Genomic DNA, 23,014 nt, shown 5'->3' with positions numbered 1-23,014 from the left:
GCACTAAGCTTTGGGCATGACCGAGAGGAAATGCCCATGAGCAAACGCCTGCCCAACCTGCCCGCCTGGCAATGGCGCGGCTACCACCACAACCACCGCCACCCGACCAACCTGGTGTTGCACCTGATCGCCGTGCCGTTGTTCATCCTTGGCGCGTTGCTGATTCTGTCCGGCCTGTTCGGCCTGGATCTGGGCCAGATTGCCGTTGGCATCATTGCGCTGATCGCCGGCCTGGGCCTGCAGCGCCAGGGCCATCGACTGGAAGCAGAGCAACCCGAACCCTTCGCCAACCGCAAGGATGCCGTGCAACGCCTGCTGACCGAGCAGTTCATCACCTTTCCGCGCTTCTTGCTGAGCGGGGCCTGGTGGAAGGCCTGGCGGGAACGACACAAGCATCGTCGCTGATGCCATTGGGGCTGCTCTGCAGCCCAATCGCGACGCAAGGCCGCTCGCACAAGAACCGCACATGTCCTGAAATTTACGCGATCCTGTGGGAGCGGCCCTGTGTCGCGATCGGAGCGCAACGCGCTCCCAGGCTCGGTCAGGCAAACACGGTAACCGTCTGCCGGCTCAAGGCCAGCAACTCGCCCTGCGCCGTCCTCAACGCAGCGGCCGCGTGCCCGTAACCATCCCGCGCATGCTCGGTTTCCACGCAATAATGGCACCAGTCCAGGGTCGACAGCTGCGCCCTGGGCTGCATGAATTCGATGGTCCAGGTCAACGTGCTGCCGGCAGCCGGCTTCTTGAGAAACGGCATCAGGCTCGGTGGCCAGGCATCGACCAGCGCCAGCAGGTGCGCCTCGTTGACCGGTTCTTCGGCCACCCCGCGCAAACGTACCCAGCCGCCCATTTGCCGCGACTGATTGCCACTGAACGGCAATCCACCCACCGCCCAGCGCAAGGCCACATGCTGCATGAACTCAGGAGTAACGCCTTTGATATGGGGTAGCTCGGGAGCTGCATCGTCGAGCGCTTTCATTTCCTCGGCCGGCAAGGCTGGTACATCGACCACCGACGGCCGCCCTGCACCGAAATTGCCCTGCACGAGCGTCACTACCTGGCCGTCTTGAACGGCACGGCCCAGCAAGGTGCTGACAGCCTTGCCTTCACGCAGCACCTCTACATCGAAGCGGATTGGCACATCTGCCGCGGCTGGCGCCACAAAGCTGATGGCCAAAGAACGCACGGGGCGGTCATCGGAGATTTTCTGGCGCATGGCTTCATACACCATGGCCGCCATCAGCCCGCCAAAGGCGGCGCGCCCCTGGGCCCAGCTTGGCGGGACACATACAGCTTCGGGGTTGGCCCGCACGGCGTCGAGCAGTTGGTTGAAATTCATTGGCCGGCTCCTGCCTGCTGCGAACAAGGTCTGCCCATCCTAGCCAGCAAACCCATGCCGATCAGCCCGCATTTCGGTCATTTTTCGGGCTTTCGCCGCGCCAACGCCTGCTGCAGTGCATCCAGCGTCGCATCCGAATGGCGCTCGGCCTCATGCAATTCCTGCTCCCAGGCGACCCTGCACGGCGCCAGGTCGGCATGCTCGCGCGCCTGCAGCAGCCATTGCAGGCGATCATGCCAGTCACCCAAATCGCCCTGGGCCTGCTTCAGCAAGCGCCGCAACTGCTTGCCCGCATGGTCGAGCTGCGGATAGGCCTCATCGCCATAGCGCGCACGCTTGATCAGCAAACGCAGGCGGTGGCGGTCGTGGGCCGGGTCCTGCAGTGCCTGGTACAACTTGCGCCACTGCTTGCCCAGGCGTTTGTCGATGCGCTTTTCCAGCGCCTTGACCAGGCCCTCGCGACCGGCTGCACGCATGAACAGCGGAAACGCGTCGACAATCGCCAGCACCCGCGTCAGCTCGGGGCTGGCGGCAACACTGGCGAATGTCCTGGCACGCCCTTCCAGGCGCCGCTGCCCGGCCTCGGCAAAACCATGCCCAATCAGTTCGGCCGCCAGCACCTCACGGTCGCGCAACGGCGTGGTGAGGGTACCCAACGACGTGGCGGCCTCCTCCAGCTGCTCCACCCCCGGCAGCCCTCGCAGCGGCCGCAGCAGGCTGCGCAGGCGCCGCAGGGTGGTGCGCAGGTCATGCAAGGCCTCGCTGTCGGTATCGGCAGCCAGGCGCTCGCGGCAGGCCAGCAGGCGCACCTGCAAGGCCACTATCTGGGCAACCACATGATCGAGCATGGCAGACATTGAAAGACGCTCCTTGGTCAGCGCCCGGCGCGAGACTCACGAATGTAGAAACGGGCCTTTTCGGCTTTTCTGGTACAACTTTCGTAACCTTCGAACTGCTGTTGGGTCTTGGCACCGGTCAGCAGCGACAAGGCCTTGGAGTAGCTCACGGCACCGGCAAAGCCTTCGGCCTTGGCCAGGTCCAGCTCCTTCCAGGCGGCATCCAGTTGGGTTGCGCAACTCTCGCGGTAGGCCGTCTTGCCCGCGCAGCCAGCAAGGGCCAAGGCGATCAGTGGAAGGCAGATCCAGGCTTTCATCGGTAATACCTCAATGGAAAAAACATTGGCTGTTCGACGCCCCGGCAGCTGAAAAGTGCCCTGCCCAGCCAGCTTGGCCCAGCCAGTTTTATTACAGTAGCTCAGCACGATGCACATTGAAGCACAGGTGGCGATGGGTGCATTGTAGGACCATGGTTGCACTGGCCGGGGAATGTTCATGAGCAAACGCGTGGCACTGGTACTGGGATCGGGTGGAGCCCGGGGGTATGCACACATCGGCGTGATCGAGGAAATCGAGCGCCGCGGCTACGACATTGCCTGTATCGCCGGCTGCTCGATGGGTGCGGTAATCGGCGGCATCTACGCCGCGGGCAAGCTGGAAGACTACCGCAACTGGATCGAGAGCCTCGACTACCTGGATGTGTTGCGCCTGGTCGATGTCAGCTTTCGCCTCGGCGCAATTCGCGGCGACAAGGTGTTCGGGCAAATCCGCAAGATCGTCGGCGAGATCAACATCGAGCAATTGCGCATCCCTTACACGGCGGTTGCAGCCGACCTCACCAACCAGCAGGAAATCTGGTTCCAGGAGGGCTGCCTGCACCAGGCCATGCGCGCCTCGGCAGCCATCCCCAGCCTGTTCACCCCGGTGATGCAAGGCAACCGCATGCTGGTCGACGGCGGCATCCTCAACCCGCTGCCGATCGTGCCGGTGGTGTCCAGCCACTGCGACCTGATCATCGCGGTCAACCTCAATGCCACCAACCAGAAGCAGTACCAGCTACCGGTGATCGAACGCCCAGCGGCGTTCAAGATGCGCTTCGATGCGCTACTCAGTTCGCTGGGTTCGCGCTTGCCGTTCCGGCGCAAGCCGGCGGAGGAGCTGATACGTATCGAGCAGGAAATCGTCGCCGAAGGGCTGGCGCCGCCTAACCCGTGGCTGGCCGATGCCGCCAACCCGGAAGGCCAGCAACCGGCGGCGGCACCGGAGCGCGAGGGTGCGCCAAAGTCTGCGACCGGCTCGTTCATCATCGACAACGTGGGGCCCGCTTCGCTGCTGGACTTGATCAACCAGAGCTTCGAGGTCATGCAGACCTCGTTGGCACAGTACAAGATCGCAGGCTATCCACCGGATGTGCTGATCAACGTGCCCAAACGAGTGTGCCGTTTTTTCGAGTTCTACAAGGCGCCGGAGCTGATTGCCCTGGGGCGGGAGATTGCGCGGGATACGCTGGATATCCATGAAGGGGTGAAACGCTAGACCTTGCGCTGCTGGTGCCGGCCTCTTCGCGGGTAAACCCGCTCCCACAGGTTCACCACAGTACTTGAAACCTGTGTTGGACCTGTGGGAGCGGGTTTACCCGCGAAGAGGCCGGCACAGACAACAGAAACGAAACAGGCCGCACTGGGCGGCCTGTTCTTTCATGCATCCATCACCTTAGTAACGGGTGATATCCGCCTTGGCTTCCAGCTGCTTGCGGTATGCCGCGAAGTCCTGCTGGCCAGCACGCGACGCGAGGTAGCGGCGGATCTGCTGCTTCTCTTCATCGGTGGCAGCAGCACCTTCGTTGACACCCTTGAGCTGCAGTACCACCAGGCTACCGTCACGCAGCACGACGCTGCCATAAACCGGCTTGTCCTTGGCCTGTGGCTTGCCCAGGCGGAACAGCGCCTGCAGCTCGGCCGGGTCGATACCGTCCTCGCCGCGGGTAACTGCTTCATAGGCCTTCCAGCCCTGCCCTTCGTGCACACTGCCCGCTGCGATGGAACCGTCACGCAGGCCGGCAATCAGCTTGTCCGCCTTGGCCTTGAGCTCGGCAGTTGCCTTCTCCTTGGCCAGGTGCTCGCTGATGTTCTTGGCCACGGCTTCCAGCGGCAGCTGCTCAGGCTTGCGGTGCTCCTTGACGCGCAGCACCACGGTGGTTTCCGGGTCGAGCTCGATGGCGGTGCTGTTGGCACCCTCCTCCAGCACTTCTTCGGAGAATGCGGCCTGCACTACCGAACGGTTGGCAGTGATGCCTTCGCCACCCTCGCGGCCGAAGGCTGCGGAGGTTTGCACCTTCAGGTTCAGGTCCTGGGCCGGCTGGGCCAGGTCCGAAGCCTCGTAGGCAGCATCCTGCAGCTGCTTGCTGGCATCTACGTAACGCTGCTCGACCAGAGGGATCTTCAGGTCACGGGTCAGCTTGTCCTTCAGGCTGGCGAAGCTCGGCACTTCCGGCGCCTGCACGCCCAGCAGCTTGATCAGGTGGTAGCCGAACTCGGTGCGAACCGGCGCCGAGACCTGGCCGTCCTGCAGCTTGTACAGCGCATCCTCGAACGCCGGGTCGTAAACACCCGGGCCGGCGAAGCCAAGGTCACCGCCGCTATTGGCCGAACCCGGGTCCTGGGAGAACTCCTTGGCCAGCGCGGCAAAGTCTTCGCCCTTGGCCAGGCGTTGCTCGATCTCTTCGGCGCGGGCCTTGGCCTGGGCGTCGGTGACCTTGTCGTTGACCTCGATGAGGATGTGCGCGGCATGACGCTGCTCGGCGAGGTTGGCGATTTCCTTCTCGTACTGGGCCTTGAGCTCTTCGTCGGTCACCTTGACCTGATCGAAGAACGCCGACTTCTTCAGCTCGATGTAGTCGATCACCACCTGGTCTGGCGACATGAACTCCTTGGCGTGCTGGTCGTAGTGCGCCTTGACCTCTTCATCGCTGACCTTGACCGCGGCCGGGTCGGCCTTGAAGGTCAGGGAAGCGAAGTCACGGGTCTGCTTCTCGAGGCGGGCAAAGGCATCGACCTGCTGGTCGGTCACGAAGCTGCTGCCGGCCAAGCCGGTGCGCAGTTGGCCGATGAGCATTTCCTCGGCGAGCATGTCGCGGAACTGCATGCGGCCATAGCCCATCTGGCGAATGACCTGGTCGAAACGGTCGGCACTGAATTTGCCGTCCACCTGAAACTCCGGCGTCTGCAGGATCACCTGATCCAGTGCGGCCTCGGAGAAGGCGAATTTGGCATCTTCGGCGCCTTGCAGCAGCAGCTTGCGGCTGATCAGCCCCTTCAGTGCCTCTTCGCGCAGCAATTTGTCATCCAGCAGCGCCGGGTCGAAATCCTTGCCCAACTGTTGCATCAGCTGACGGCGCTGCATGTCGGCCGCCTGGCTCAGCTCGTTCTGGCTGATGGTCTGGCCGTTCACCTTGGCGGCGTCCTGGCTATGGGTGGCGGCCTGGAAAATGGCTTCGAAACCGGTCAACGCCATCAACACGACGATAAGGCCGATGATGGTCTTGGCAATCCAACCTTGTGAATTGTCCCTGATATTTTGCAGCATGCGTCCCCCAGAAACGGTTGTACCACTGCGTCGACAACCGCGGAGCGTGGGTAGAAACCTGATAAAAGAAAGGCGCATCCGAGGATGCGCCTTTTCTTAGCAAACGTGTCAGGCGGGAACGTTTGCGCCCCGCCATCACCGTGCTCGGACCTGGCCAAGCCGGGTCCGGCTGAAAGAGACGACTTAGTTGACGGCGTCTTTCAGGCCTTTGCCAGCCTTGAAGCCTGGAACCTTGGCGGCAGCGATCTTGATCGCGTTACCGGTTTGCGGGTTGCGGCCGGTGCGCTCTGCACGCTCCTTGACCGAGAAGGTACCGAAGCCAACCAGTACCACATCGTCACCTTGCTTCAGGGCGCCGGTGACGGATTCGATGACTGCGTCCAGCGCACGGCCGGCTACAGCTTTCGGGATGTCAGCAGATGCGGCGATAGCGTCAATCAGTTCCGACTTGTTCACTCTAAGTCCCCTTATTTCTCTATTGAGTTTGTTTCTAAGTATGTAATGAAAAGCTTATGAAACCTGCGCTGGGTGGCCTGATGACAATAGCGTGCCGCTTTATAGCAAGGCCCCGAAAAAACTGTCAAGGAAAGCCCCCCAGCCAAAAACTACTAGTGCGTGCTAATTCTTTCCTTGGCATCGCCGTCGCGCTTTTCATCTTTCGCGACAATCTCCGGAGCCACATCTGGCAAGGGCTCCGGGGCGTATTGCAGCGCAATTTGCAGGACTTCGTCAATCCATTTGACTGGTTTGATCTGCAGATCCTGTTTGATATTTTCCGGAATCTCCTTCAGATCGCGAACATTCTCCTCGGGAATGATCACCGTCTTGATCCCGCCACGGTGTGCCGCCAGCAATTTTTCCTTCAACCCGCCAATGGCCAGCACCTGGCCACGCAGGGTGATTTCACCGGTCATGGCCACATCGGCACGTACCGGAATCTGCGTCAGCGCCGACACCAGCGCGGTGCACATGCCGATACCAGCACTTGGGCCATCCTTCGGCGTGGCGCCTTCAGGCATGTGGATATGCACGTCGTGCTTCTCGTGGAAGTCGGCGGCGATACCCAGGCTGCGGGCACGGCTGCGCACCACGGTCTGCGCGGCGGTGATCGACTCGACCATGACGTCGCCCAGCGAGCCGGTCTTGATCAGCTGGCCCTTGCCGGGAATGACCACGGCTTCGATGGTCAGCAGTTCGCCGCCCACCTGGGTCCAGGCCAGGCCGGTAACCTGGCCGATCTGGTCCTGCTGCTCGGCCAGGCCGTAGCGGAACTTGCGCACGCCCAGCAGGTGCTCCAGCTGCTCGCTGGCTACCTTGACCTTGACCTGCTTCTGCCCGGTATGTTCCTTGACCACCTTGCGGCAGACTTTGGCGATTTGCCGTTCCAGGCCGCGCACACCGGCTTCGCGGGTATAGAAGCGGATGATGTCGCGGATCGCCGAGACATCGACTTCCAGCTCGTCCTTCTTCAAGCCGTTGGCCTTGACCTGCTTGGGCACCAGGTACTTGACCGCGATGTTGATCTTCTCGTCCTCGGTGTAGCCCGGCAGGCGGATGACTTCCATCCGGTCGAGCAGCGCCGGCGGGATGTTCATCGAGTTCGAGGTGCACAGGAACATCACGTCCGAGAGGTCGTAATCGACCTCCAGGTAGTGGTCGTTGAAGTTGTGGTTCTGCTCCGGATCGAGCACTTCGAGCAGTGCCGAGGCCGGGTCGCCACGCATGTCGCTGCCCATCTTGTCGATTTCGTCCAGCAGGAACAGCGGGTTGCGCACCCCCACCTTGGTCATCTTCTGGATCAGGCGGCCAGGCATGGAACCGATGTAGGTCCGGCGGTGACCACGGATCTCGGCCTCGTCACGCACACCACCCAGGGCCATGCGTACGAACTTGCGGTTGGTGGCAGCGGCGATCGACTCGGCCAGCGAGGTCTTGCCGACGCCGGGTGGGCCGACCAGGCACAGTACCGGCCCGCGGATCTTCTTGACGCGCTTTTGCACGGCAAGGTACTCGAGGATGCGTTCCTTGACCTCTTCCAGGCCGTAGTGGTCGGCATCGAGGATTTCCTCGGCCTTGGCCAGGTCCAGACGCACCTTGCTCTGGGCCTTCCACGGCACCTGCACCAGCCAGTCGAGATAGGAACGGACCACAGTGGCCTCGGCCGACATCGGCGACATCTGCTTGAGCTTGTTCAGCTCGGCCTGGGCCTTGGCCAGTGCATCCTTGGGCAGGCCAGCGGCTTCGATGCGCTTTTTCAGCTCTTCGACTTCGTTGTGGCCTTCGTCGCCATCACCGAGCTCCTTCTGAATGGCCTTCATCTGCTCATTCAGGTAGTACTCGCGCTGGCTGCGCTCCATCTGCTTCTTGACCCGACCGCGAATGCGCTTTTCGACCTGCAGCAGGTCGATTTCGGCATCCAGCAGCGCCAGTACGTGCTCGACACGGGTCGGCAGGTCGACGATTTCGAGAATTTCCTGTTTCTGCTCGATCTTCAGGGCCATGTGCGCGGCCATGGTGTCGACCAGGCGCCCTGGCTCTTCGATGCTGTTCAGCGACGACAGCACTTCGGCTGGAACTTTCTTGCCCAGTTGCACGTATTGCTCGAACTGCGACAGCAGCGTGCGCACGAACACTTCCGACTCGCGCTCGGCGGCGTCGGCTTCGTCGATCAGGGAAACTTCGGCACGGATGTGCCCTTCCACTTCACTGAAACGCTCCACAGCACCGCGCTGCTCGCCCTCGACCAGCACCTTGACGGTGCCATCGGGCAGTTTCAGCAATTGCAGCACGGTGGCAACGGTACCTACGCGGTACAGTGCATCCTCGCCCGGGTCATCGTCGGCCGGGTTTTTCTGGGCCAGCAGAAGAATCTGCTTTTCGCCCGTCATCGCCGCCTCAAGGGCTTCAATGGATTTTTCGCGCCCCACGAACAGCGGGATGACCATGTGCGGGTAAACAACGACATCGCGCAATGGCAAAAGAGGCAAGTCGAGGGTGGTCTTCATGATTTCGCCTCTACAGCGGCCTTATGGCCGGAAACCGGTGGAAATGATGCTTGGACCTAATGTGGGGGCAGGCTTGGGAAATTACAAGCGCTAGCGCAGGAAAAGCAGAAAGGGGCCCGTAGGCCCCTTCTTGCTTGCAACCATCAACCGGCCATTACCTGGATCAGGCGTCCGGCGCGGCCTTGGCTTGCGGCTCGCTGTTTTCGTAGATCATCAGCGGCTGCGAAGTGCCATCGATGACGCTCTCGTCGATCACCACCTTGCTGACATCCTTCTTCGAAGGAATCTCGTACATGGTGTCGAGCAAAACGCCTTCGAGGATCGAACGCAGGCCACGGGCGCCGGTCTTGCGCTCCAGGGCCTTGCGCGCAACGGCCTTGAGCGCATCGCTGCGGAACTCGAGGTCGACGTTTTCCATCTCGAACAGCTTGGCATACTGCTTGGTCAGGGCGTTCTTCGGCTCGGTGAGGATCTGCATCAGCGCGGCCTCGTCCAGCTCGTCGAGGGTTGCCAGCACCGGCAGGCGGCCGACGAATTCCGGGATCAGGCCAAACTTGACCAGATCGTCCGGCTCGACCTCACGCAGGGACTCGCCAACCTTCTTGCCCTCTTCCTTGCTGCGTACTTCGGCGCCAAAACCGATGCCACCCTTGGTGGAACGGTTCTGGATGACCTTTTCCAGGCCCGAGAAGGCACCACCGCAGATGAACAGGATGTTGCGGGTATCGACCTGCAGGAATTCCTGTTGCGGGTGTTTGCGGCCGCCTTGCGGCGGAACCGAGGCCACGGTGCCTTCGATCAGCTTCAGCAGTGCCTGCTGCACGCCCTCGCCCGATACGTCACGGGTGATGGACGGGTTGTCCGACTTGCGCGAAATCTTGTCGATCTCGTCGATGTAGACGATGCCCATCTGGGCCTTTTCCACGTCGTAGTCGCACTTCTGCAACAGCTTCTGGATGATGTTCTCGACGTCCTCACCCACGTAACCTGCTTCGGTCAGGGTGGTGGCGTCAGCAATGGTGAACGGTACGTTCAACAGGCGTGCAAGGGTTTCGGCGAGCAGGGTCTTGCCCGAGCCGGTTGGCCCGATGAGCAGGATGTTGCTCTTGCCGAGTTCGACTTCGTCACCCTTCTTGTCACGCTGGTTCAGGCGCTTGTAGTGGTTGTACACCGCTACGGCAAGCACCTTCTTCGCGCGTTCCTGACCAATGACGTACTGGTCCAGGATACCGCTGATTTCTTTCGGCGAAGGCAATTTGTGCGCGCTGCTCTCGGCCTGGGCTTCCTGCACCTCCTCACGGATGATGTCGTTGCACAGGTCGACGCACTCGTCGCAGATAAATACCGAGGGCCCGGCAATCAGTTTGCGCACTTCGTGCTGGCTTTTGCCGCAGAAGGAGCAATAAAGCAATTTGCCGCTGTCCTCGCCGTTACGGGTGTCAGTCATTCGATCGATCCAATCCGGTAGGCTTGCAACACAAGATGAAGGCAATTGCGGGCTTTTTCAAGTCCGCAGGTAGGCGCTTTCCGCGCCTACCTGCTCTGGCACCCCGGTTCAGGAGGCCAGTTGCCGCTTGTCGTAGACCGAGTCGATCAGGCCGTACTCGGCCGCGCGCGAGGCGCTCATGAAGTTGTCACGTTCAGTGTCGCGCTTGATGGTCTCGAGATCCTGGCCGGTGTGGTAGGCCAGCAGCTCGTTCAGGCGGGCCTTGATATTGAGGATTTCCTGGGCGTGGATCTCGATATCGGTGGCCTGACCCTGGAAGCCGCCCAGCGGCTGGTGGATCATCACGCGCGAGTTAGGCAGGCAGTGACGCTTGCCCTTGGCACCAGCAGCCAGCAGGAAGGCGCCCATGCTGCAGGCCTGGCCGATGCAGATGGTCGAGACGTCCGGCTTGATGAACTGCATGGTGTCGTAGATCGACATGCCGGCGGTGACGGAACCGCCCGGCGAGTTGATGTACAGATGGATATCCTTGTCCGGGTTTTCCGCTTCAAGGAACAGCAGTTGCGCAACGACGAGGTTGGCCATGTAGTCCTCTACCGGGCCAACCAGGAAGATCACACGCTCCTTCAACAGGCGCGAGTAGATGTCGTAAGCGCGTTCGCCACGGGCGGACTGCTCGATAACCATCGGGACCAGACCGCCTGCGGCCTGGATGTCAGAGCTCTGCTGAATATAAGAATTGCGGGACATGTCCTGCGCTCACTCCCAAATAGTCATGGCTTGAATACGCACAAGCCAGCTCGAAGGCTGGCTTGTGGGGGTTTCCTACGAGAGAAGCCTGTTACTCAGCGGCGGCTGGAGCCTGTGCTGGTTTAACGGCATCTTCGTACGAGACCGACTTGTCGGTCACAGTCGCTTTCTGCAGAACAGTATCTACAACTTGTTCTTCCAGCACAACCGAACGGACTTCGTTCAGTTGCTGGTCGTTCTTGTAGTACCAGGCGATGACCTGCTCAGGCTCTTGGTAAGCCGAAGCCATTTCTTCGATCATTTCGCGAACCTTGCCTTCGTCCGGCTTCAGCTCGAACTGCTTGACCACTTCGGCCACGATCAGGCCCAGGACCACACGGCGCTTGGCTTGTTCTTCGAACAGCTCGGCCGGCAGTTGCTCAGGCTTGATGTTGCCACCGAACTGCTGAACAGCCTGCACGCGCAGACGGTTGACTTCGTTTTCCAGCAGGGCTTTCGGCACTTCGATCGGGTTGGCAGCCAGCAGACCGTCCATGACCTGGTTCTTCACCTTGGCCTTGATGGCCTGGCGCAGTTCACGCTCCATGTTCTTGCGAACTTCGGTGCGGAAGCCTTCCAGGGTCGATTCCTTGATGCCGAACTGGGCGAAGAACTCTTCGTTCAGCTCTGGCAGCACAGGAGCGGCAACGCTGTTGACGGTGATGGTGAACTCGGCGGCTTTGCCAGCCAGGTCCAGGTTCTGGTAGTCCTCTGGGAAGGTCACGTTCACAACGCGCTCTTCGCCAGCCTTGGCGCCAACCAGGCCGTCTTCGAAGCCTGGGATCATGCGGCCGGAGCCCAGTACCAGCTGGGTGCCCTTGGCCGAACCACCGGCGAACACTTCACCGTCGACCTTGCCGACGAAGTCGATGTTGACCTGGTCGTCGTTCTGCGCGGCGCGCTCGACGGCCTCGAAGCGGGTGTTCTGCTTGCGCAGCACTTCCAGCATATTGTCCAGGTCGGCATCAGCCACTTCGGCGCTCAGGCGCTCGACGTTGATCGACTCGAGGCCGCCAACGGTGAACTCCGGGAACACTTCGAAGATGGCGACGAACTCCAGGTCCTTGCCCTTTTCGAAGGACTTCGGCTCTACCGCAGGGGCGCCAGCCGGGTTCAGCTTCTGCTCGACGATGGCTTCGTAGAAGGAAGCCTGGACGAGGTCACCGAACGCCTCTTGACGGGCATCGGCTTCGAAACGCTGACGAATCACGCTCATCGGCACTTTGCCTGGGCGGAAGCCGGCAACCTTGGCGCGCTTGGCAGTCTGTTGCAGACGCTTGTTGACTTCGTTCTCGACGCGCTCGGCCGGAACGGCGATGGTCATGCGACGCTCGAGAGCGGAAGTGTTTTCAACAGAAACTTGCATGGATATTCCTCGTTGCACAGACGTTAGCCGGCGTTAGCCCGACTCCAGAATCAAGGGCAAGCATTCTAGTGAGTCGCGCAGCAGAAGTCACCCCACTCGGGACGACGGGAAACCACGCCGGTCGATTAACTTTCACGGCCCGCACGACATAGCGCCGGGCCTGCTTCAATGGGGCCGCACGACGCCACCAGGCGACCTGCAGCCGAAATACCTTGTCAAACAACTGCCACCAACGAATTCGCTTCCTTTATTCAGGTTCGATTTCGTTGAACTTGCAGTACTCCTCCCACTCCATCCCCAGCGCCTCGGCCACCTCACGGTGCGTCTCCAGGCGCATGGCCTGCAGTTGCTCGGGGGTTTCGGCGATCAGTTGCAGGGCCAACTCCCAAGGCTGGATACCCTGCTCCTCGGCCGCATCCTCGAACGCCCACTCGATCTGCTGGGCCTGCTCGCGCGCATCCAGCTCACGCATCTCTTCTAGCAGCTGCGGGTTGGCCTCGGCAAAGCGCTGTAGCGCCAGTGCCTGACGGGCTTCTTTTGCGATCATCGGGCTGTTCCTCTGCCGGCCAAATGGGCCGGCGTTTCAACCGGCTGAAATCTAACAGCTTTTATTGGGGTGTCACCAGAGGATTGCAAGGGCCGGGATGCGATTTGACCGAGAGGTGATTCGCCATGAAATTGTCAGCGCCGCTCGATCTCACAGGCGCTAGAACCTTCAAACCATACACACAGAGCAAAAACAAAAAGGCGCCCGATCTCACGATCAAGGCGCCTTCGAAGAAATATGGGGTGGACGATGGGAATCGAACCCACGACAACTGGAATCACAATCCAGCGCTCTACCAACTGAGCTACGCCCACCATATTGCGGTCTTGCGATGTTGCGGTACAACCTTACAGATGCATGGTGCGGACGAAGAGACTCGAACTCTTACAGCTTGCGCCGCTGGAACCTAAATCCAGTGTGTCTACCAATTTCACCACGTCCGCGTAACGCTTAAAACAAAGGCGCCAGATGCTATCGAGGCGCCTTTGAAGAATATGGGGTGGACGATGGGAATCGAACCCACGACAACTGGAATCACAATCCAGCGCTCTACCAACTGAGCTACGCCCACCATATTGCATTACAGCCTACTTGCTTGCCAAAGCTGCCTAAATGGCGCACCCGGCAGGACTCGAACCTGCGACCATCCGCTTAGAAGGCGGATGCTCTATCCAGCTGAGCTACGGGCGCTTAAGCTTGAAGCCTAACCGAACGAGACCTTTAACAGCTAACTGCTAAACCACTCATTCTGCCCGACTTCGCCAACCAGTGCTAGGCTGTGCCCGACAAGTGCGGCGAATCTTATAGGCGAGCCTGAAAGTCGTCAACACCTTTCTCAAAAAAATTTAAATTATTTAAGGGCTTAGGGGATTTGCCCGACCACCCGCCTTTGCCCTTGGCCCATGTCGTGCGAGAATGCGCCCTCTTTAATTGTTTCCTTCTCGATGGTTAATCACGCGTCTATGACTGCACACCTAATCGATGGCAAGGCGATCGCCGCCAGCCTGCGCCAGCAGATCGCTCAACGTGTCGTGGAGCGTCGCCAGCAAGGCCTGCGTACGCCGGGCCTGGCGGTGATCCTGGTCGGCACCGACCCCGCCTCCCAAGTCTATGTCTCGCACAAGCGCAAGGACTGCGAAGAGGTCGGCTTCATTTCGCAGGCGTTCGACCTGCCCAGCGAAACCACGCAGCAGGCCCTGACCGAGCTGATCGACCGCCTCAATGACGATCCGGCCGTCGACGGTATCCTGCTGCAGTTGCCGCTGCCGGCGCACCTGGACGCCTCGCTGCTGCTCGAGCGCATCCGCCCGGACAAGGACGTGGATGGCTTCCACCCGTACAACATCGGTCGTCTGGCCCAGCGCATCCCGCTGCTGCGCCCGTGCACACCGAAGGGCATCATGACCCTGCTGGAAAGCACCGGCCAGGACCTGTACGGCATGAACGCGGTCATCGTCGGCGCGTCCAACATCGTTGGTCGCCCGATGGCCATGGAGCTGCTGCTGGCCGGCTGCACCGTGACCGTCTGCCACCGCTTCACCAAGGACCTCGCCGGCCATGTCGGCCGCGCCGACCTGGTGGTAGTGGCCGCCGGCAAGCCTGGCCTGGTCAAGGGTGAATGGATCAAGGAAGGTGCCATCGTTATCGACGTGGGCATCAACCGCCAGGAAGACGGCAAGCTGGTCGGCGACGTGGTCTACGAGACCGCCCTGCCGCGCGCCGGCTGGATCACGCCGGTGCCGGGCGGCGTCGGGCCGATGACCCGCGCATGCCTGCTGGAGAACACGCTGTATGCGGCGGAAGAGCTGCACAAGTAATACCGCGTGATATGAAAACGGCACCTCTGGCAGGTGCCGTTTTTTTTGCCCGTGATCAATGCATTGGCTTCACCGGCCTCTTCGCGGGTGAACCCGCTCCCACAGGTTGCGCGCCGTCCCAGAAGATGGCGATATCTCTGTGGGAGCGGGTTTACCCGCGAAGAAGCCGGCGCGTTACTCAGCCGATCACTTCCTGGCCGCCTCCCACGACTTCAGCAGTTCGTTGTAGCTGACTGTCTCGCCCTTGGGCTTTTCGTTGGCCAGTTTCGGTTTCGGCGCCCCAGGCTGGTCGAACCAGTATTGGGCATCCTTCTCCGGGTTCAGCTTCGGTGCACAGGTGGCCTGGGCGTTGGACCGCTGCAAGCGCTCCATCATCCGGTCCTGATCGCGGGCCAGGCCGTCCAGCGCTTCCTGCGGGGTCTTCTCGCCACTGGCCACTTCGGCGATGTGGCTCCACCACAGCTGCGCCAACCGCGGGTAGTCCGGCACGTTGGTGCCGGTCGGTGTCCACTGTACCCGTGCCGGGCTGCGGTAGAACTCCACCAGCCCGCCCAGCTTGGGCGCCAGCTCGGTCATGGCCTGGGAGTTGATGTCCGATTCGCGAATCGGCGTGAGGCCGACGATGGTCTTTTTCAGCGACACGGTCTTGGAGGTGACGAACTGGGCATACAGCCACGCAGCCAGGCGTTGCTTCTCGGGGGTGGACTTGAAGAAGGTCCACGAACCGGTGTCCTGGTAGCCCAGCTTCATCCCCTCCTCCCAGTACGGCCCCTTCGGTGAAGGCGCCATGCGCCACTTCGGCGTGCCGTCGGCATTCACCACCGGCAGACCGGGCTTGGTCATGTCGGCGGTAAACGCGGTGTACCAGAAGATCTGCTGGGCGATGTTGCCCTGGGCCGGCACCGGGCCGGCTTCGGAGAAGGTCATGCCCTGGGCTTCCTTGGGCGCATAGGCACGCATCCAGTCCACGTATTTCTGCGTGGCATACACGGCAGCCGGGCCGTTGGTGTCGCCGCCACGGGTCACGCTGGACCCCACCGGGTGGCAGTCCTCCACGCGAATGCCCCATTCGTCCACCGGCAGACCATTAGGCAAACCTTTGTCGCCGCCACCCGCCATGGAGAACCAGGCATCGGTGAAGCGCCAGCCCAGTGACGGGTCTTTCTTGCCGTAGTCCATGTGGCCATAGACGCGTTTACCGTCGATTTCCTTGACGTCTTCGGTAAAGAACCTGGCAATGTCCTCGTAGGCTGACCAGTTCACCGGCACACCAAGTTCGTAGCCGTATTTTTCCTTGAACCTGGCCTTCAGTTCGGGCCGCTCGAACCAGTCGGCACGGAACCAGTAGAGGTTGGCGAACTGCTGGTCCGGCAGTTGGTAGACCTTGCCATCCGGCGCGGTGGTGAAGGAAATGCCGATGAAGTCCTTCAGGTCCAGGGTCGGCGAGGTGTAGTCCTTGCCTTCGTTGGCCATCAGGTCGGTGATCGATTCCACCTTGCCGTAGCGAAAGTGCGTACCGATCAGGTCGGAGTCGTTGACCCAGCCGTCATAGATGTTCTTGTCCGACTGCATCTGTGTCTGCAGCTTTTCCACCACGTCGCCTTCCTGCAGCAGGTCGTGGGTCAGCTGTATACCGGTGATCTCGCTGAAGGCCTTGGCCAGCACCTTGGACTCGTATTCATGGGTGGTGATGGTTTCCGACACCACGTTGATCTTCATGCCACGGAACGGTTCGGCAGCCTTGATGAACCACTTCAACTCGGCCAACTGCTGTTCAGGGGTAAGGGTCGAAGGCTTGAACTCACTGCCGAGCCACTTTCTTGCCGCATCCTCGTACTGGTCGGCCCAGGCTGTGCCCTGCACGCTGGCCAGTACCAGCAACGCGGCCAGGGTCAAATGTCGCCTGTTGTACTTGTTGTCGAACATTGTGATCTCCCGTTTCAGTTATCCCACAGGGCCGCTCGCTCAGCCCCAGCGCAGCACCACCACCAGCCACGCCAGCGAAAGCAGCGAGGCCACCCACAATGGCCACTCGCTGACGCCAACCACCAGCAAATGCAGGTAGGCGCTGGCCAGCAGGCCGATGAACAAACGGTCGCCACGGCTGGTGACCAGCGGCAGGAAGCCGCGTCGCTCCACGCAGGGGCGGCGCAGTTCGAGCAGGGTCATGCCCAGCAGCAGCACGCCGACGGCGGCGAAGAACAGCGCCGTCGGCAAGGTCCAGGCCATCCACTCCATGCCTTGCCCTCCTCACACCCGGCCCAGGGCGAAGCCCTTGGCCACATGGTTGCGCACGAACCAGATCACCAGCATGCCCGGCAAGATGGTCAGTACCCCCGCCGCCGCCAGTACCCCCCAATCTATGCCCGAGGCAGACACGGTACGGGTCATCACCGCGGCGATCGGCTTGGCATTCACCGAGGTGAGGGTGCGCGCCAGCAGCAGCTCCACCCAGGAGAACATGAAACAGAAAAACGCCGTCACGCCGATGCCGGAGCCAATCAGCGGAATGAAGATCTTCACGAAGAAGCGTGGGAAGCTGTAGCCGTCGATATAGGCCGTTTCGTCGATCTCCTTCGGCACACCAGACATGAACCCCTCGAGGATCCACACTGCCAGCGGCACGTTGAACAGGCAGTGGGCCAGGGCCACGGCGATATGGGTATCGAACAGGCCGATCGACGAATACAGCTGGAAGAACGGCAGCAGGAACACCGCCGGTGGCGCCATGCGGTTGGTCAGCAGCCAAAAGAACAGGTGCCGGTCACCGAGGAAGCGGTAACGCGAGAAGGCATATGCCGCTGGCAGCGCCACCAGCAGCGAAATCAGCGTGTTCAGGCACACGTAGTACAGCGAATTGATGTAGCCGCTGTACCAGCTGGCATCGGTGAAGATCACCCGGTAGTTGTCGAGGGTGAACGCCTGTGGCCACAGGGTCAGGCCGCCGAGTATCTCGGTGTTGCTCTTGAACGACATGTTCAGCAGCCAGTAGATCGGCACCAGCAGGAAGAAGAAGTACAGCAGCAGGGCCAGCGATTTGCGCGTGCTCATGGCCTAGTCCTTGTCGGCATGGGTCATGGCTGTGTAGAACAGCCAGGAAACCAGCAGGATGATCAGGAAGTACACCAGCGAGAACGCCGCCGCCGGGCCCAGGTCGAACTGCCCCACGGCCATGCGCGTGAGGGTCTGGCTGAGGAAGGTGGTGGCATTGCCGGGCCCGCCACCGGTCAGCACGAAGGGCTCGGTGTAGATCATGAAGCTGTCCATGAAGCGCAGCATCACCGCGATCAGCAGCACGTTCTTCAGCTTGGGCAACTGGATATGGCGAAACACCGCCCAGCCCGAGGCACGGTCGATGCGAGCGGCCTGGTAGTACACGTCGGGGATGGCGCGCAGCCCCGAGTAACAGAGCAACGCCACCAGCGATGTCCAGTGCCACACGTCCATCACCAGCACGGTCAGCCAAGCGTCGAACGGGTCGCCAGCGTAGTTGTAGCTGACCCCGAGCTTGGCCAGGGTGGCGCCGAGCAGGCCGATGTCGGCCCGGCCGAAAATCTGCCAGATGGTGCCGACCACGTTCCAAGGGATCAGCAACGGGATGGCCATGACGATCAGGCACACCGAGGCCATGCGCCCCTTGGTCGGCATGGTCAGGGCAATGGCGATGCCCAGCGGGATCTCGATCAGTAGCACGCAGGCGGAATAGATGAACTGACGCAGCAGCGCATCGTGCAGCGCCGGGTCGCGCAGCACCTGACGGTACCAGTCGGCGCCGACGAAGTAGCGGTTGGACTGGTCGAAGATGTCCTGCACCGAGTAGTTGACCACCGTCATCATCGGCACCACCGCACTGAATGCCACCAGCAGGAACACCGGCAGCACCAGCCACCAGGCCTTGTTGTTCGGCACCTTGTTCATGGCCCGGCCTCCAGCAGCACATCGTCGAGGTACAGCATCAGCCACTGCGCCGGCAGGCTGACCCAGGCCTGGGCCACCGGCAGCGGACGGTCCTCGCCCAGGCGCGCCTTGAGCGCGACACCTCCCAGCTCGAGGGTGACGATGCGGTAGGTGCCCAGGTCCTCGACGTCCAGCACCCGTGCCGGGTAGGCATCATCGAACGGGCTCTCCCACAGCTGCACGAATTCCGGGCGGATGCCCAGCTGCAGGCGACCACCGCCTGTGACCGCCAGGCGCTCTCGCAGGTGCTCTCGCATTTGCCCGGGCAGCACCAGGTGAATATCGCCGAACGCCACCCCGTCCGCTTCGGCGCGCACCTCGATCAGGTTCATCCCCGGGCTGCCGATGAAGTAACCGACGAAGGTATGCCGCGGCCGCTCGAACAGTTCGCGCGGGGTGCCGAACTGGACGATGCGCCCGCCGTGCATCACCGCGATCTTGTCGGCGAACGTCGAGGCCTCCAACTGGTCGTGGGTGACGTAGATCATGGTGATGTTGAACTGCTCGTGGATCTGCTTGAGCTTGCGCCGCAGCTTCCACTTCAGGTGCGGGTCGATCACCGTCAGCGGCTCGTCGAACAGGATCGCCGACACGTCATCGCGCACCAGGCCACGGCCCATGGAGACCTTCTGCTTTTCGTCGGCACTGAGGTTGCGCGCCTTCTTGCGCAGCACGGCCGACAGGTCGAGCACCTCGGCAATCTCTTCCACCCGGGCCTGCACCCGGGCTTCGTCCAACCCTTGGTTGCGCAAGGGAAACGCCAGGTTGTCGAACACCGTCATGGTGTCGTAAACCACCGGGAACTGGAACACCTGGGCAATGTTGCGCGCCTGCGGTGACAGCTGGTTGACCGGCTTGCCGTCGAACAGCACCTCGCCGTGGGAAGGAGTCAGCAGCCCGGAGATGATGTTGAGCAAGGTCGACTTGCCGCAGCCCGACGGCCCGAGCAAGGCGTAGGCACCGCCCTGCTCCCACACATGCTCCAGCGCGTGCAGGGCATAGTCCGCCTCGCTGGCGGGCTGGCGGCTGTAGCTGTGCGCCAGTTGGCGCAGGCGGATCTCGGCCATCAACCTCTCCTTGCCTGGCGCAGCCCCGGGGCCTGCACTAGCGCCCCGGTACTGTCGAACACGAACAGCTTGTGGGTGGGGATGAACACGCGGATCGGCGTGTCCACCTGGTATTCGTGTACCCCTGGCAGGTGCAGGATCATGCGCCAGTGTTCGTTGCGTACATGCAGGAAGGTCTCTGAACCACTGATCTCGGCCAGTTCCACCAGCACCGACAATTCCAGGTCGTCGTCGTGCGCCGGCACCAGGCTGATGTGGCTGGGCCGCACGCCAAAGCGGTAGTCACCCTCGGCAAGCGGCTGCAAGTCGGCGTTGCGGGCGAAGTGCACGGCCTGGGCCAGGCACACGTCGTTGCCGCTGATACGGCCAGGCACCAGGTTGATCGGCGGCTCGGAAAACAGCTCGGCAGCTAGCACGCTGCCCGGGCGCTGGTAGACCTCGGCGGTAGGCCCGCTCTGGACGATACGGCCCTCATGCACCAGGGTGGTGGTGCCGCCCAGAGCCAGCGCCTCGTTGGGCTCGGTGGTGGCATACACGGCAATGCAGTGGCGCGCCGCGAACAGCTCGCGCAGCTCCTGACGCAGGCCCTCGCGCAGCTTGTAGTCGAGGTTGACCAGCGGCTCGTCGAACAGGATCAGCGAGGCATCCTTGACCAGCGCCCGGGCCATTGCCGTGCGTTGCTGCTGGCCACCGGACAGCTCCAGCGGCAGGCGCTGCAGGTAGGCTTCGATGCGCAGCATCTCGGCGGTTTCCTGCACCCGTCGGCGAATCTGGGGCTCGTCCATGCGTGCCTGGCGCAGCGGTGACGCAATGTTCTCGTACACGCTGAGGGTCGGGTAATTGATGAACTGCTGATACACCATCGACACATTGCGTTGGCGCACCGGCACGCCAGTCACGTCCTGGCCATCCATCAGCACCCGCCCCCGGTCCGGGCGATCGAGCCCGGCCATCAGCCGCATCAGGCTGGTCTTGCCGGCCAGGGTGCGGCCCAGCAGCACGTTGAACGAGCCGGGTTCGAAACGCAGTGAGGCATCGACGATCCAGGCCTGGTTGTCGACGCTGCGGCTGACCTGTTCCAGCACCAGGGACATGGCGTGGCCTTCTTGTGGTTTTTGTCTGCCGGGCACAGCCAGTTTCGTGCCAGATGCGCCGCAACCGTCTGGCCCGGGGCCTGGCCGGCAACACCGGTCAATCGCAGGTTCACAACTGAACACAAGCACTGAACAACTGAACACTTGCCGGTTTGACATTGAACAACCGTGCACGACACTGAACAGCGGTCGGCCCCATGACAACAATCACACAGGACAGGCCCATGGCCGCATCCGCTTCGCCCCATGCCCAACTGATCCAGGCCTCCTGGGCCCGCTGCCGCGACCACGGCCTGCAACCCCAGCACGCCCCGGACTTCGACTGCCTGACCCGCGCCGAGCTGAGCGCCCTGCTGGAGCGGCGCCAGGCCCTGCTGCGCCTGACCCGCGAAGCGGTGCTGCCGCAATATGCCCACCTGCTGGGCAATGCCAGCTACCTGGTGATGCTGGCCGATGCCAGCGGCTGCCTGCTCGACAGCTGGGGCTCGCGGCGGTTCATCGAGCCGCGCCAGCTGCATGGTTTCAGCGCCGGGGCCCACTGGCACGAGCGCGGTGTCGGCACCAATGCGCTGGGCACCGCGCTGGTCTGCGCCGAGGCGATCCACGTGGGCCAGGACGAGCACTTCCTGCGCCAGAACCGCTATATGTCCAGCGCCGCCGCGCCGCTGTTCGACGCCGAACGGCAGCTGGTCGGGGTGCTCGATGTGGCCAGCGACGGCTACCTGCCCGCCAGCCAGACCTTGGGCCTGGTACGCATGATGGGCCAGAGCCTGGAGAACCGCCTGATCCTCGCCGAGCATGCCGACCAGCATGCGCAATTGATCTTCAACAGCGCCTCCGACAACCTCGACAGCCCCTGGGCCGGCCTGCTGGTGTTCGATGAGCAGGGGCAGGTGCTGGCCGCCAATCACCGGGCCGACACCCTGCTCGGGGGCAACCCGCTGCAGCAGAACATCGAGCAACTGTTCCAGTTGCCCCTGCAACAACTGCTCAGCCATCCCCGGCAACAGCCCTTCGCCCTGCAAGCCACCGGGCGCAACCGCTTTCATTGCCAGTGGCAGCCGCCGCGCGAGGCCCCCGGCCGCCCCGCCGCCATCAGCGCCGAACCACGCCTGGAGAAGGCCCTGGCGCAGGCCGGCCTGCTGCTGGAAAAGGACATCCCCGTGCTGGTGCAGGGCGAAACCGGCGTAGGCAAGGAGGTATTCGTCGATACCCTGCACCGGGCCAGCAGCCGCGCCAGCCAGCCGCTCATAGCCGTCAACTGCGCGGCGATCCCCGCAGAGCTGGTTGAGTCGGAGCTGTTCGGCTACGACAAGGGCGCGTTCACCGGCGCCCATCAGAAGGGCAACCCGGGGCTAATTCGCAAGGCCCACCACGGCATCCTGTTCCTCGACGAAATTGGCGACATGCCGTTGCCCACCCAGGCCCGCCTGCTGCGCGTGCTGCAGACGCGCAGTATCCAGCCATTGGGCAGCGGCAAACCGGTGGCGGTGGATATTCGCGTGGTGTCGGCGAGCAACCGCGACCTGGCCGAAGAAGTGCGCGCCGGGCGCTTTCGCCAGGACCTGTATTACCGCATCGCCGGGCTGGCAGTGGTTTTGCCGCCGCTGCGCGAGCGCAATGACCGCCGGCAGCTGATCGAGCAGGTGCATGCGCGCTACCGTGACCCCGGGCAGCCTGCGCGGCTGCCTGCGGCCATTATCGAGCTGCTAGACCGGCACCCCTGGCCGGGGAATATGCGTGAACTGGTGAGTGTGCTGCAGGTGGCGCTGGCCTTGGCGGGTAATGAGCCGGTTGGCCTGGAACACCTGCCTGCGGGTTTTCTCGCCGAGGCGCAGGTACCTGTGCCTGAGCCTGTGCCGATTGCGACCGAAGAGGCGGACCTGCGCGAGCTGGTGGAACAAGCCAATGGCAACCTCTCGGCGGTGGCGCGCGGGCTCGGGATCAGCCGCACCACGCTGTACAAGCGGCTGCGTGAGCGATGATTGCCCTGGCCTGTACTGGCCCCATCGCCGGCAAGCCAGCTCTCATAGAACTGCACATAACTCATTGAATTAGCAGGGACCCTGTGGGAGCGGCTTTAGCCGCGAACACCGGCGCAGCCGGTGCCATGCACCGCGTTGGATTCTTCGCGGCTAAAGCCGCTCCCACAGGGTACGAGGATC

General features: G+C 62.2%; 20 protein-coding genes and 4 tRNA genes. 4 read left to right on the top strand and 20 right to left on the bottom strand.

Annotated features, from left to right (window positions below; genetic code table 11):
* Nucleotides 1–36 precede the first annotated feature (36 nt).
* Entirely contained in the window at nt 37–405 is a 369-nt protein-coding gene (locus MJ643_RS22510) for an Mpo1-like protein (RefSeq protein ID WP_038409214.1), read from the top strand.
* A gap of 136 nt (nt 406–541) precedes the next feature.
* On the opposite strand, the gene MJ643_RS22505 is transcribed toward MJ643_RS22510, so the two are convergent.
* From MJ643_RS22505 to MJ643_RS22495, 3 genes are all read right to left on the bottom strand, one after another.
* Nucleotides 542–1,339 carry a thioesterase family protein gene (locus tag MJ643_RS22505; protein ID WP_038409212.1) on the bottom strand — a complete coding sequence of 266 codons (798 nt, stop codon included), beginning with the start codon at nt 1,337–1,339 and terminating at the stop codon, nt 542–544.
* Nucleotides 1,340–1,416: 77 nt separating this feature from the next.
* Entirely contained in the window at nt 1,417–2,196 is a 780-nt protein-coding gene (locus tag MJ643_RS22500; RefSeq protein WP_023661056.1) for a CHAD domain-containing protein, read from the bottom strand.
* Nucleotides 2,197–2,213: 17 nt separating this feature from the next.
* Complete coding sequence (locus MJ643_RS22495; RefSeq protein WP_003259403.1) at nt 2,214–2,492, bottom strand: hypothetical protein; 279 nt, start codon at nt 2,490–2,492, stop codon at nt 2,214–2,216.
* A gap of 178 nt (nt 2,493–2,670) precedes the next feature.
* Here MJ643_RS22495 and MJ643_RS22490 point away from each other — a divergent pair, with 178 nt between their 5' ends.
* Nucleotides 2,671–3,711: a patatin-like phospholipase family protein gene (locus MJ643_RS22490; protein ID WP_024086621.1), complete on the top strand. Its 1,041-nt coding sequence runs from the start codon at nt 2,671–2,673 to the stop codon at nt 3,709–3,711.
* A gap of 177 nt (nt 3,712–3,888) precedes the next feature.
* On the opposite strand, the gene MJ643_RS22485 is transcribed toward MJ643_RS22490, so the two are convergent.
* The 11 genes from MJ643_RS22485 to MJ643_RS22435 form a co-directional block, all read right to left on the bottom strand.
* Nucleotides 3,889–5,760, bottom strand: a complete 1,872-nt coding sequence (locus MJ643_RS22485) for a SurA N-terminal domain-containing protein (protein ID WP_013971884.1) — start codon at nt 5,758–5,760, stop codon at nt 3,889–3,891.
* Nucleotides 5,761–5,943: 183 nt separating this feature from the next.
* Nucleotides 5,944–6,216: an HU family DNA-binding protein gene (locus tag MJ643_RS22480; protein ID WP_003259401.1), complete on the bottom strand. Its 273-nt coding sequence runs from the start codon at nt 6,214–6,216 to the stop codon at nt 5,944–5,946.
* Between the two features lie 152 nt (nt 6,217–6,368).
* Nucleotides 6,369–8,765: an endopeptidase La gene (gene lon, locus MJ643_RS22475; RefSeq protein ID WP_013971883.1), complete on the bottom strand. Its 2,397-nt coding sequence runs from the start codon at nt 8,763–8,765 to the stop codon at nt 6,369–6,371.
* 163 nt (nt 8,766–8,928) lie between these two features.
* Nucleotides 8,929–10,212, bottom strand: coding sequence for an ATP-dependent Clp protease ATP-binding subunit ClpX (clpX, locus tag MJ643_RS22470; RefSeq protein WP_013971882.1), 1,284 nt, complete (start codon nt 10,210–10,212; stop codon nt 8,929–8,931).
* Nucleotides 10,213–10,320: 108 nt separating this feature from the next.
* Nucleotides 10,321–10,962 (bottom strand): ATP-dependent Clp endopeptidase proteolytic subunit ClpP, encoded by a 642-nt coding sequence (gene clpP / locus MJ643_RS22465; RefSeq protein ID WP_003259400.1) that lies wholly within the window; start codon nt 10,960–10,962, stop codon nt 10,321–10,323.
* 91 nt (nt 10,963–11,053) lie between these two features.
* Nucleotides 11,054–12,367 (bottom strand): trigger factor, encoded by a 1,314-nt coding sequence (tig, locus tag MJ643_RS22460; RefSeq protein ID WP_024086620.1) that lies wholly within the window; start codon nt 12,365–12,367, stop codon nt 11,054–11,056.
* Nucleotides 12,368–12,614: 247 nt separating this feature from the next.
* A complete protein-coding gene (locus MJ643_RS22455) occupies nt 12,615–12,914 on the bottom strand; it encodes a DUF6388 family protein (RefSeq protein WP_038409210.1) in 300 nt (99 codons plus the stop codon).
* A gap of 238 nt (nt 12,915–13,152) precedes the next feature.
* Nucleotides 13,153–13,228: transfer RNA gene (locus MJ643_RS22450), tRNA-His, on the bottom strand.
* 44 nt (nt 13,229–13,272) lie between these two features.
* Nucleotides 13,273–13,357: transfer RNA gene (locus MJ643_RS22445), tRNA-Leu, on the bottom strand.
* Between the two features lie 52 nt (nt 13,358–13,409).
* Nucleotides 13,410–13,485, bottom strand: a tRNA-His gene (locus MJ643_RS22440).
* Between the two features lie 42 nt (nt 13,486–13,527).
* Nucleotides 13,528–13,604 (bottom strand) — tRNA-Arg (locus MJ643_RS22435).
* Nucleotides 13,605–13,876: 272 nt separating this feature from the next.
* Here MJ643_RS22435 and folD point away from each other — a divergent pair.
* Nucleotides 13,877–14,731, top strand: coding sequence for a bifunctional methylenetetrahydrofolate dehydrogenase/methenyltetrahydrofolate cyclohydrolase FolD (gene folD, locus MJ643_RS22430; RefSeq protein ID WP_013971879.1), 855 nt, complete (start codon nt 13,877–13,879; stop codon nt 14,729–14,731).
* A gap of 186 nt (nt 14,732–14,917) precedes the next feature.
* On the opposite strand, the gene MJ643_RS22425 is transcribed toward folD, so the two are convergent.
* The 6 genes from MJ643_RS22425 to MJ643_RS22400 are packed head-to-tail and all read right to left on the bottom strand — an operon-like array spanning nt 14,918 to nt 20,849.
* Nucleotides 14,918–16,657, bottom strand: coding sequence for an ABC transporter substrate-binding protein (locus MJ643_RS22425; protein ID WP_013971878.1), 1,740 nt, complete (start codon nt 16,655–16,657; stop codon nt 14,918–14,920).
* Between the two features lie 39 nt (nt 16,658–16,696).
* A complete protein-coding gene (locus MJ643_RS22420) occupies nt 16,697–16,969 on the bottom strand; it encodes a DUF2160 domain-containing protein (protein WP_013971877.1) in 273 nt (90 codons plus the stop codon).
* Nucleotides 16,970–16,981: 12 nt separating this feature from the next.
* The gene (locus MJ643_RS22415; protein WP_013971876.1) at nt 16,982–17,782 is read right to left on the bottom strand and encodes a carbohydrate ABC transporter permease; all 801 of its coding nucleotides are present in this window, start codon (nt 17,780–17,782) and stop codon (nt 16,982–16,984) included.
* 3 nt (nt 17,783–17,785) lie between these two features.
* The gene (locus MJ643_RS22410) at nt 17,786–18,649 is read right to left on the bottom strand and encodes a sugar ABC transporter permease (RefSeq protein ID WP_013971875.1); all 864 of its coding nucleotides are present in this window, start codon (nt 18,647–18,649) and stop codon (nt 17,786–17,788) included.
* Nucleotides 18,646–19,755: an ABC transporter ATP-binding protein gene (locus MJ643_RS22405; RefSeq protein ID WP_013971874.1), complete on the bottom strand. Its 1,110-nt coding sequence runs from the start codon at nt 19,753–19,755 to the stop codon at nt 18,646–18,648. The genes MJ643_RS22410 and MJ643_RS22405 overlap by 4 nt, the downstream gene beginning before the upstream one ends.
* Nucleotides 19,755–20,849, bottom strand: a complete 1,095-nt coding sequence (locus MJ643_RS22400) for an ABC transporter ATP-binding protein (protein WP_024086619.1) — start codon at nt 20,847–20,849, stop codon at nt 19,755–19,757. Before MJ643_RS22400 ends, MJ643_RS22405 begins: the two co-directional genes overlap by 1 nt.
* 224 nt (nt 20,850–21,073) lie before the next feature.
* On the opposite strand from MJ643_RS22400, the gene MJ643_RS22395 reads away from it, so the two are divergent.
* Nucleotides 21,074–22,834 carry a sigma-54-dependent Fis family transcriptional regulator gene (locus MJ643_RS22395; protein WP_013971872.1) on the top strand — a complete coding sequence of 587 codons (1,761 nt, stop codon included), beginning with the start codon at nt 21,074–21,076 and terminating at the stop codon, nt 22,832–22,834.
* The last annotated feature ends 180 nt before the right edge of the window (nt 22,835–23,014 follow it).

The organism is Pseudomonas sp. PNPG3, from assembly GCF_023093815.1.
GTDB lineage: Bacteria > Pseudomonadota > Gammaproteobacteria > Pseudomonadales > Pseudomonadaceae > Aquipseudomonas > Aquipseudomonas asiatica.
The sequence above is the reverse complement of the archived record's forward strand: the minus strand, read 5'-3'. Positions and strand labels throughout refer to the sequence as shown.

Coding starts and splice junctions, on each gene's coding strand:
- MJ643_RS22395 (WP_013971872.1), top strand. CDS start 21,074: ATGGCCGCATCCGCTTCGCCCCATGCCCAACTGATCCAGGCCTCCTGG.
- folD (WP_013971879.1), top strand. CDS start 13,877: ATGACTGCACACCTAATCGATGGCAAGGCGATCGCCGCCAGCCTGCGC.
- clpX (WP_013971882.1), bottom strand. CDS start 10,212: ATGACTGACACCCGTAACGGCGAGGACAGCGGCAAATTGCTTTATTGC.
- MJ643_RS22495 (WP_003259403.1), bottom strand. CDS start 2,492: ATGAAAGCCTGGATCTGCCTTCCACTGATCGCCTTGGCCCTTGCTGGC.
- clpP (WP_003259400.1), bottom strand. CDS start 10,962: ATGTCCCGCAATTCTTATATTCAGCAGAGCTCTGACATCCAGGCCGCA.
- MJ643_RS22400 (WP_024086619.1), bottom strand. CDS start 20,849: ATGTCCCTGGTGCTGGAACAGGTCAGCCGCAGCGTCGACAACCAGGCC.
- lon (WP_013971883.1), bottom strand. CDS start 8,765: ATGAAGACCACCCTCGACTTGCCTCTTTTGCCATTGCGCGATGTCGTT.
- MJ643_RS22410 (WP_013971875.1), bottom strand. CDS start 18,649: ATGAACAAGGTGCCGAACAACAAGGCCTGGTGGCTGGTGCTGCCGGTG.
- MJ643_RS22505 (WP_038409212.1), bottom strand. CDS start 1,339: ATGAATTTCAACCAACTGCTCGACGCCGTGCGGGCCAACCCCGAAGCT.
- MJ643_RS22500 (WP_023661056.1), bottom strand. CDS start 2,196: ATGTCTGCCATGCTCGATCATGTGGTTGCCCAGATAGTGGCCTTGCAG.
- MJ643_RS22490 (WP_024086621.1), top strand. CDS start 2,671: ATGAGCAAACGCGTGGCACTGGTACTGGGATCGGGTGGAGCCCGGGGG.
- MJ643_RS22510 (WP_038409214.1), top strand. CDS start 37: ATGAGCAAACGCCTGCCCAACCTGCCCGCCTGGCAATGGCGCGGCTAC.
- MJ643_RS22485 (WP_013971884.1), bottom strand. CDS start 5,760: ATGCTGCAAAATATCAGGGACAATTCACAAGGTTGGATTGCCAAGACC.
- MJ643_RS22420 (WP_013971877.1), bottom strand. CDS start 16,969: ATGGAGTGGATGGCCTGGACCTTGCCGACGGCGCTGTTCTTCGCCGCC.
- MJ643_RS22415 (WP_013971876.1), bottom strand. CDS start 17,782: ATGAGCACGCGCAAATCGCTGGCCCTGCTGCTGTACTTCTTCTTCCTG.
- MJ643_RS22425 (WP_013971878.1), bottom strand. CDS start 16,657: ATGTTCGACAACAAGTACAACAGGCGACATTTGACCCTGGCCGCGTTG.
- MJ643_RS22405 (WP_013971874.1), bottom strand. CDS start 19,755: ATGGCCGAGATCCGCCTGCGCCAACTGGCGCACAGCTACAGCCGCCAG.
- tig (WP_024086620.1), bottom strand. CDS start 12,367: ATGCAAGTTTCTGTTGAAAACACTTCCGCTCTCGAGCGTCGCATGACC.
- MJ643_RS22455 (WP_038409210.1), bottom strand. CDS start 12,914: ATGATCGCAAAAGAAGCCCGTCAGGCACTGGCGCTACAGCGCTTTGCC.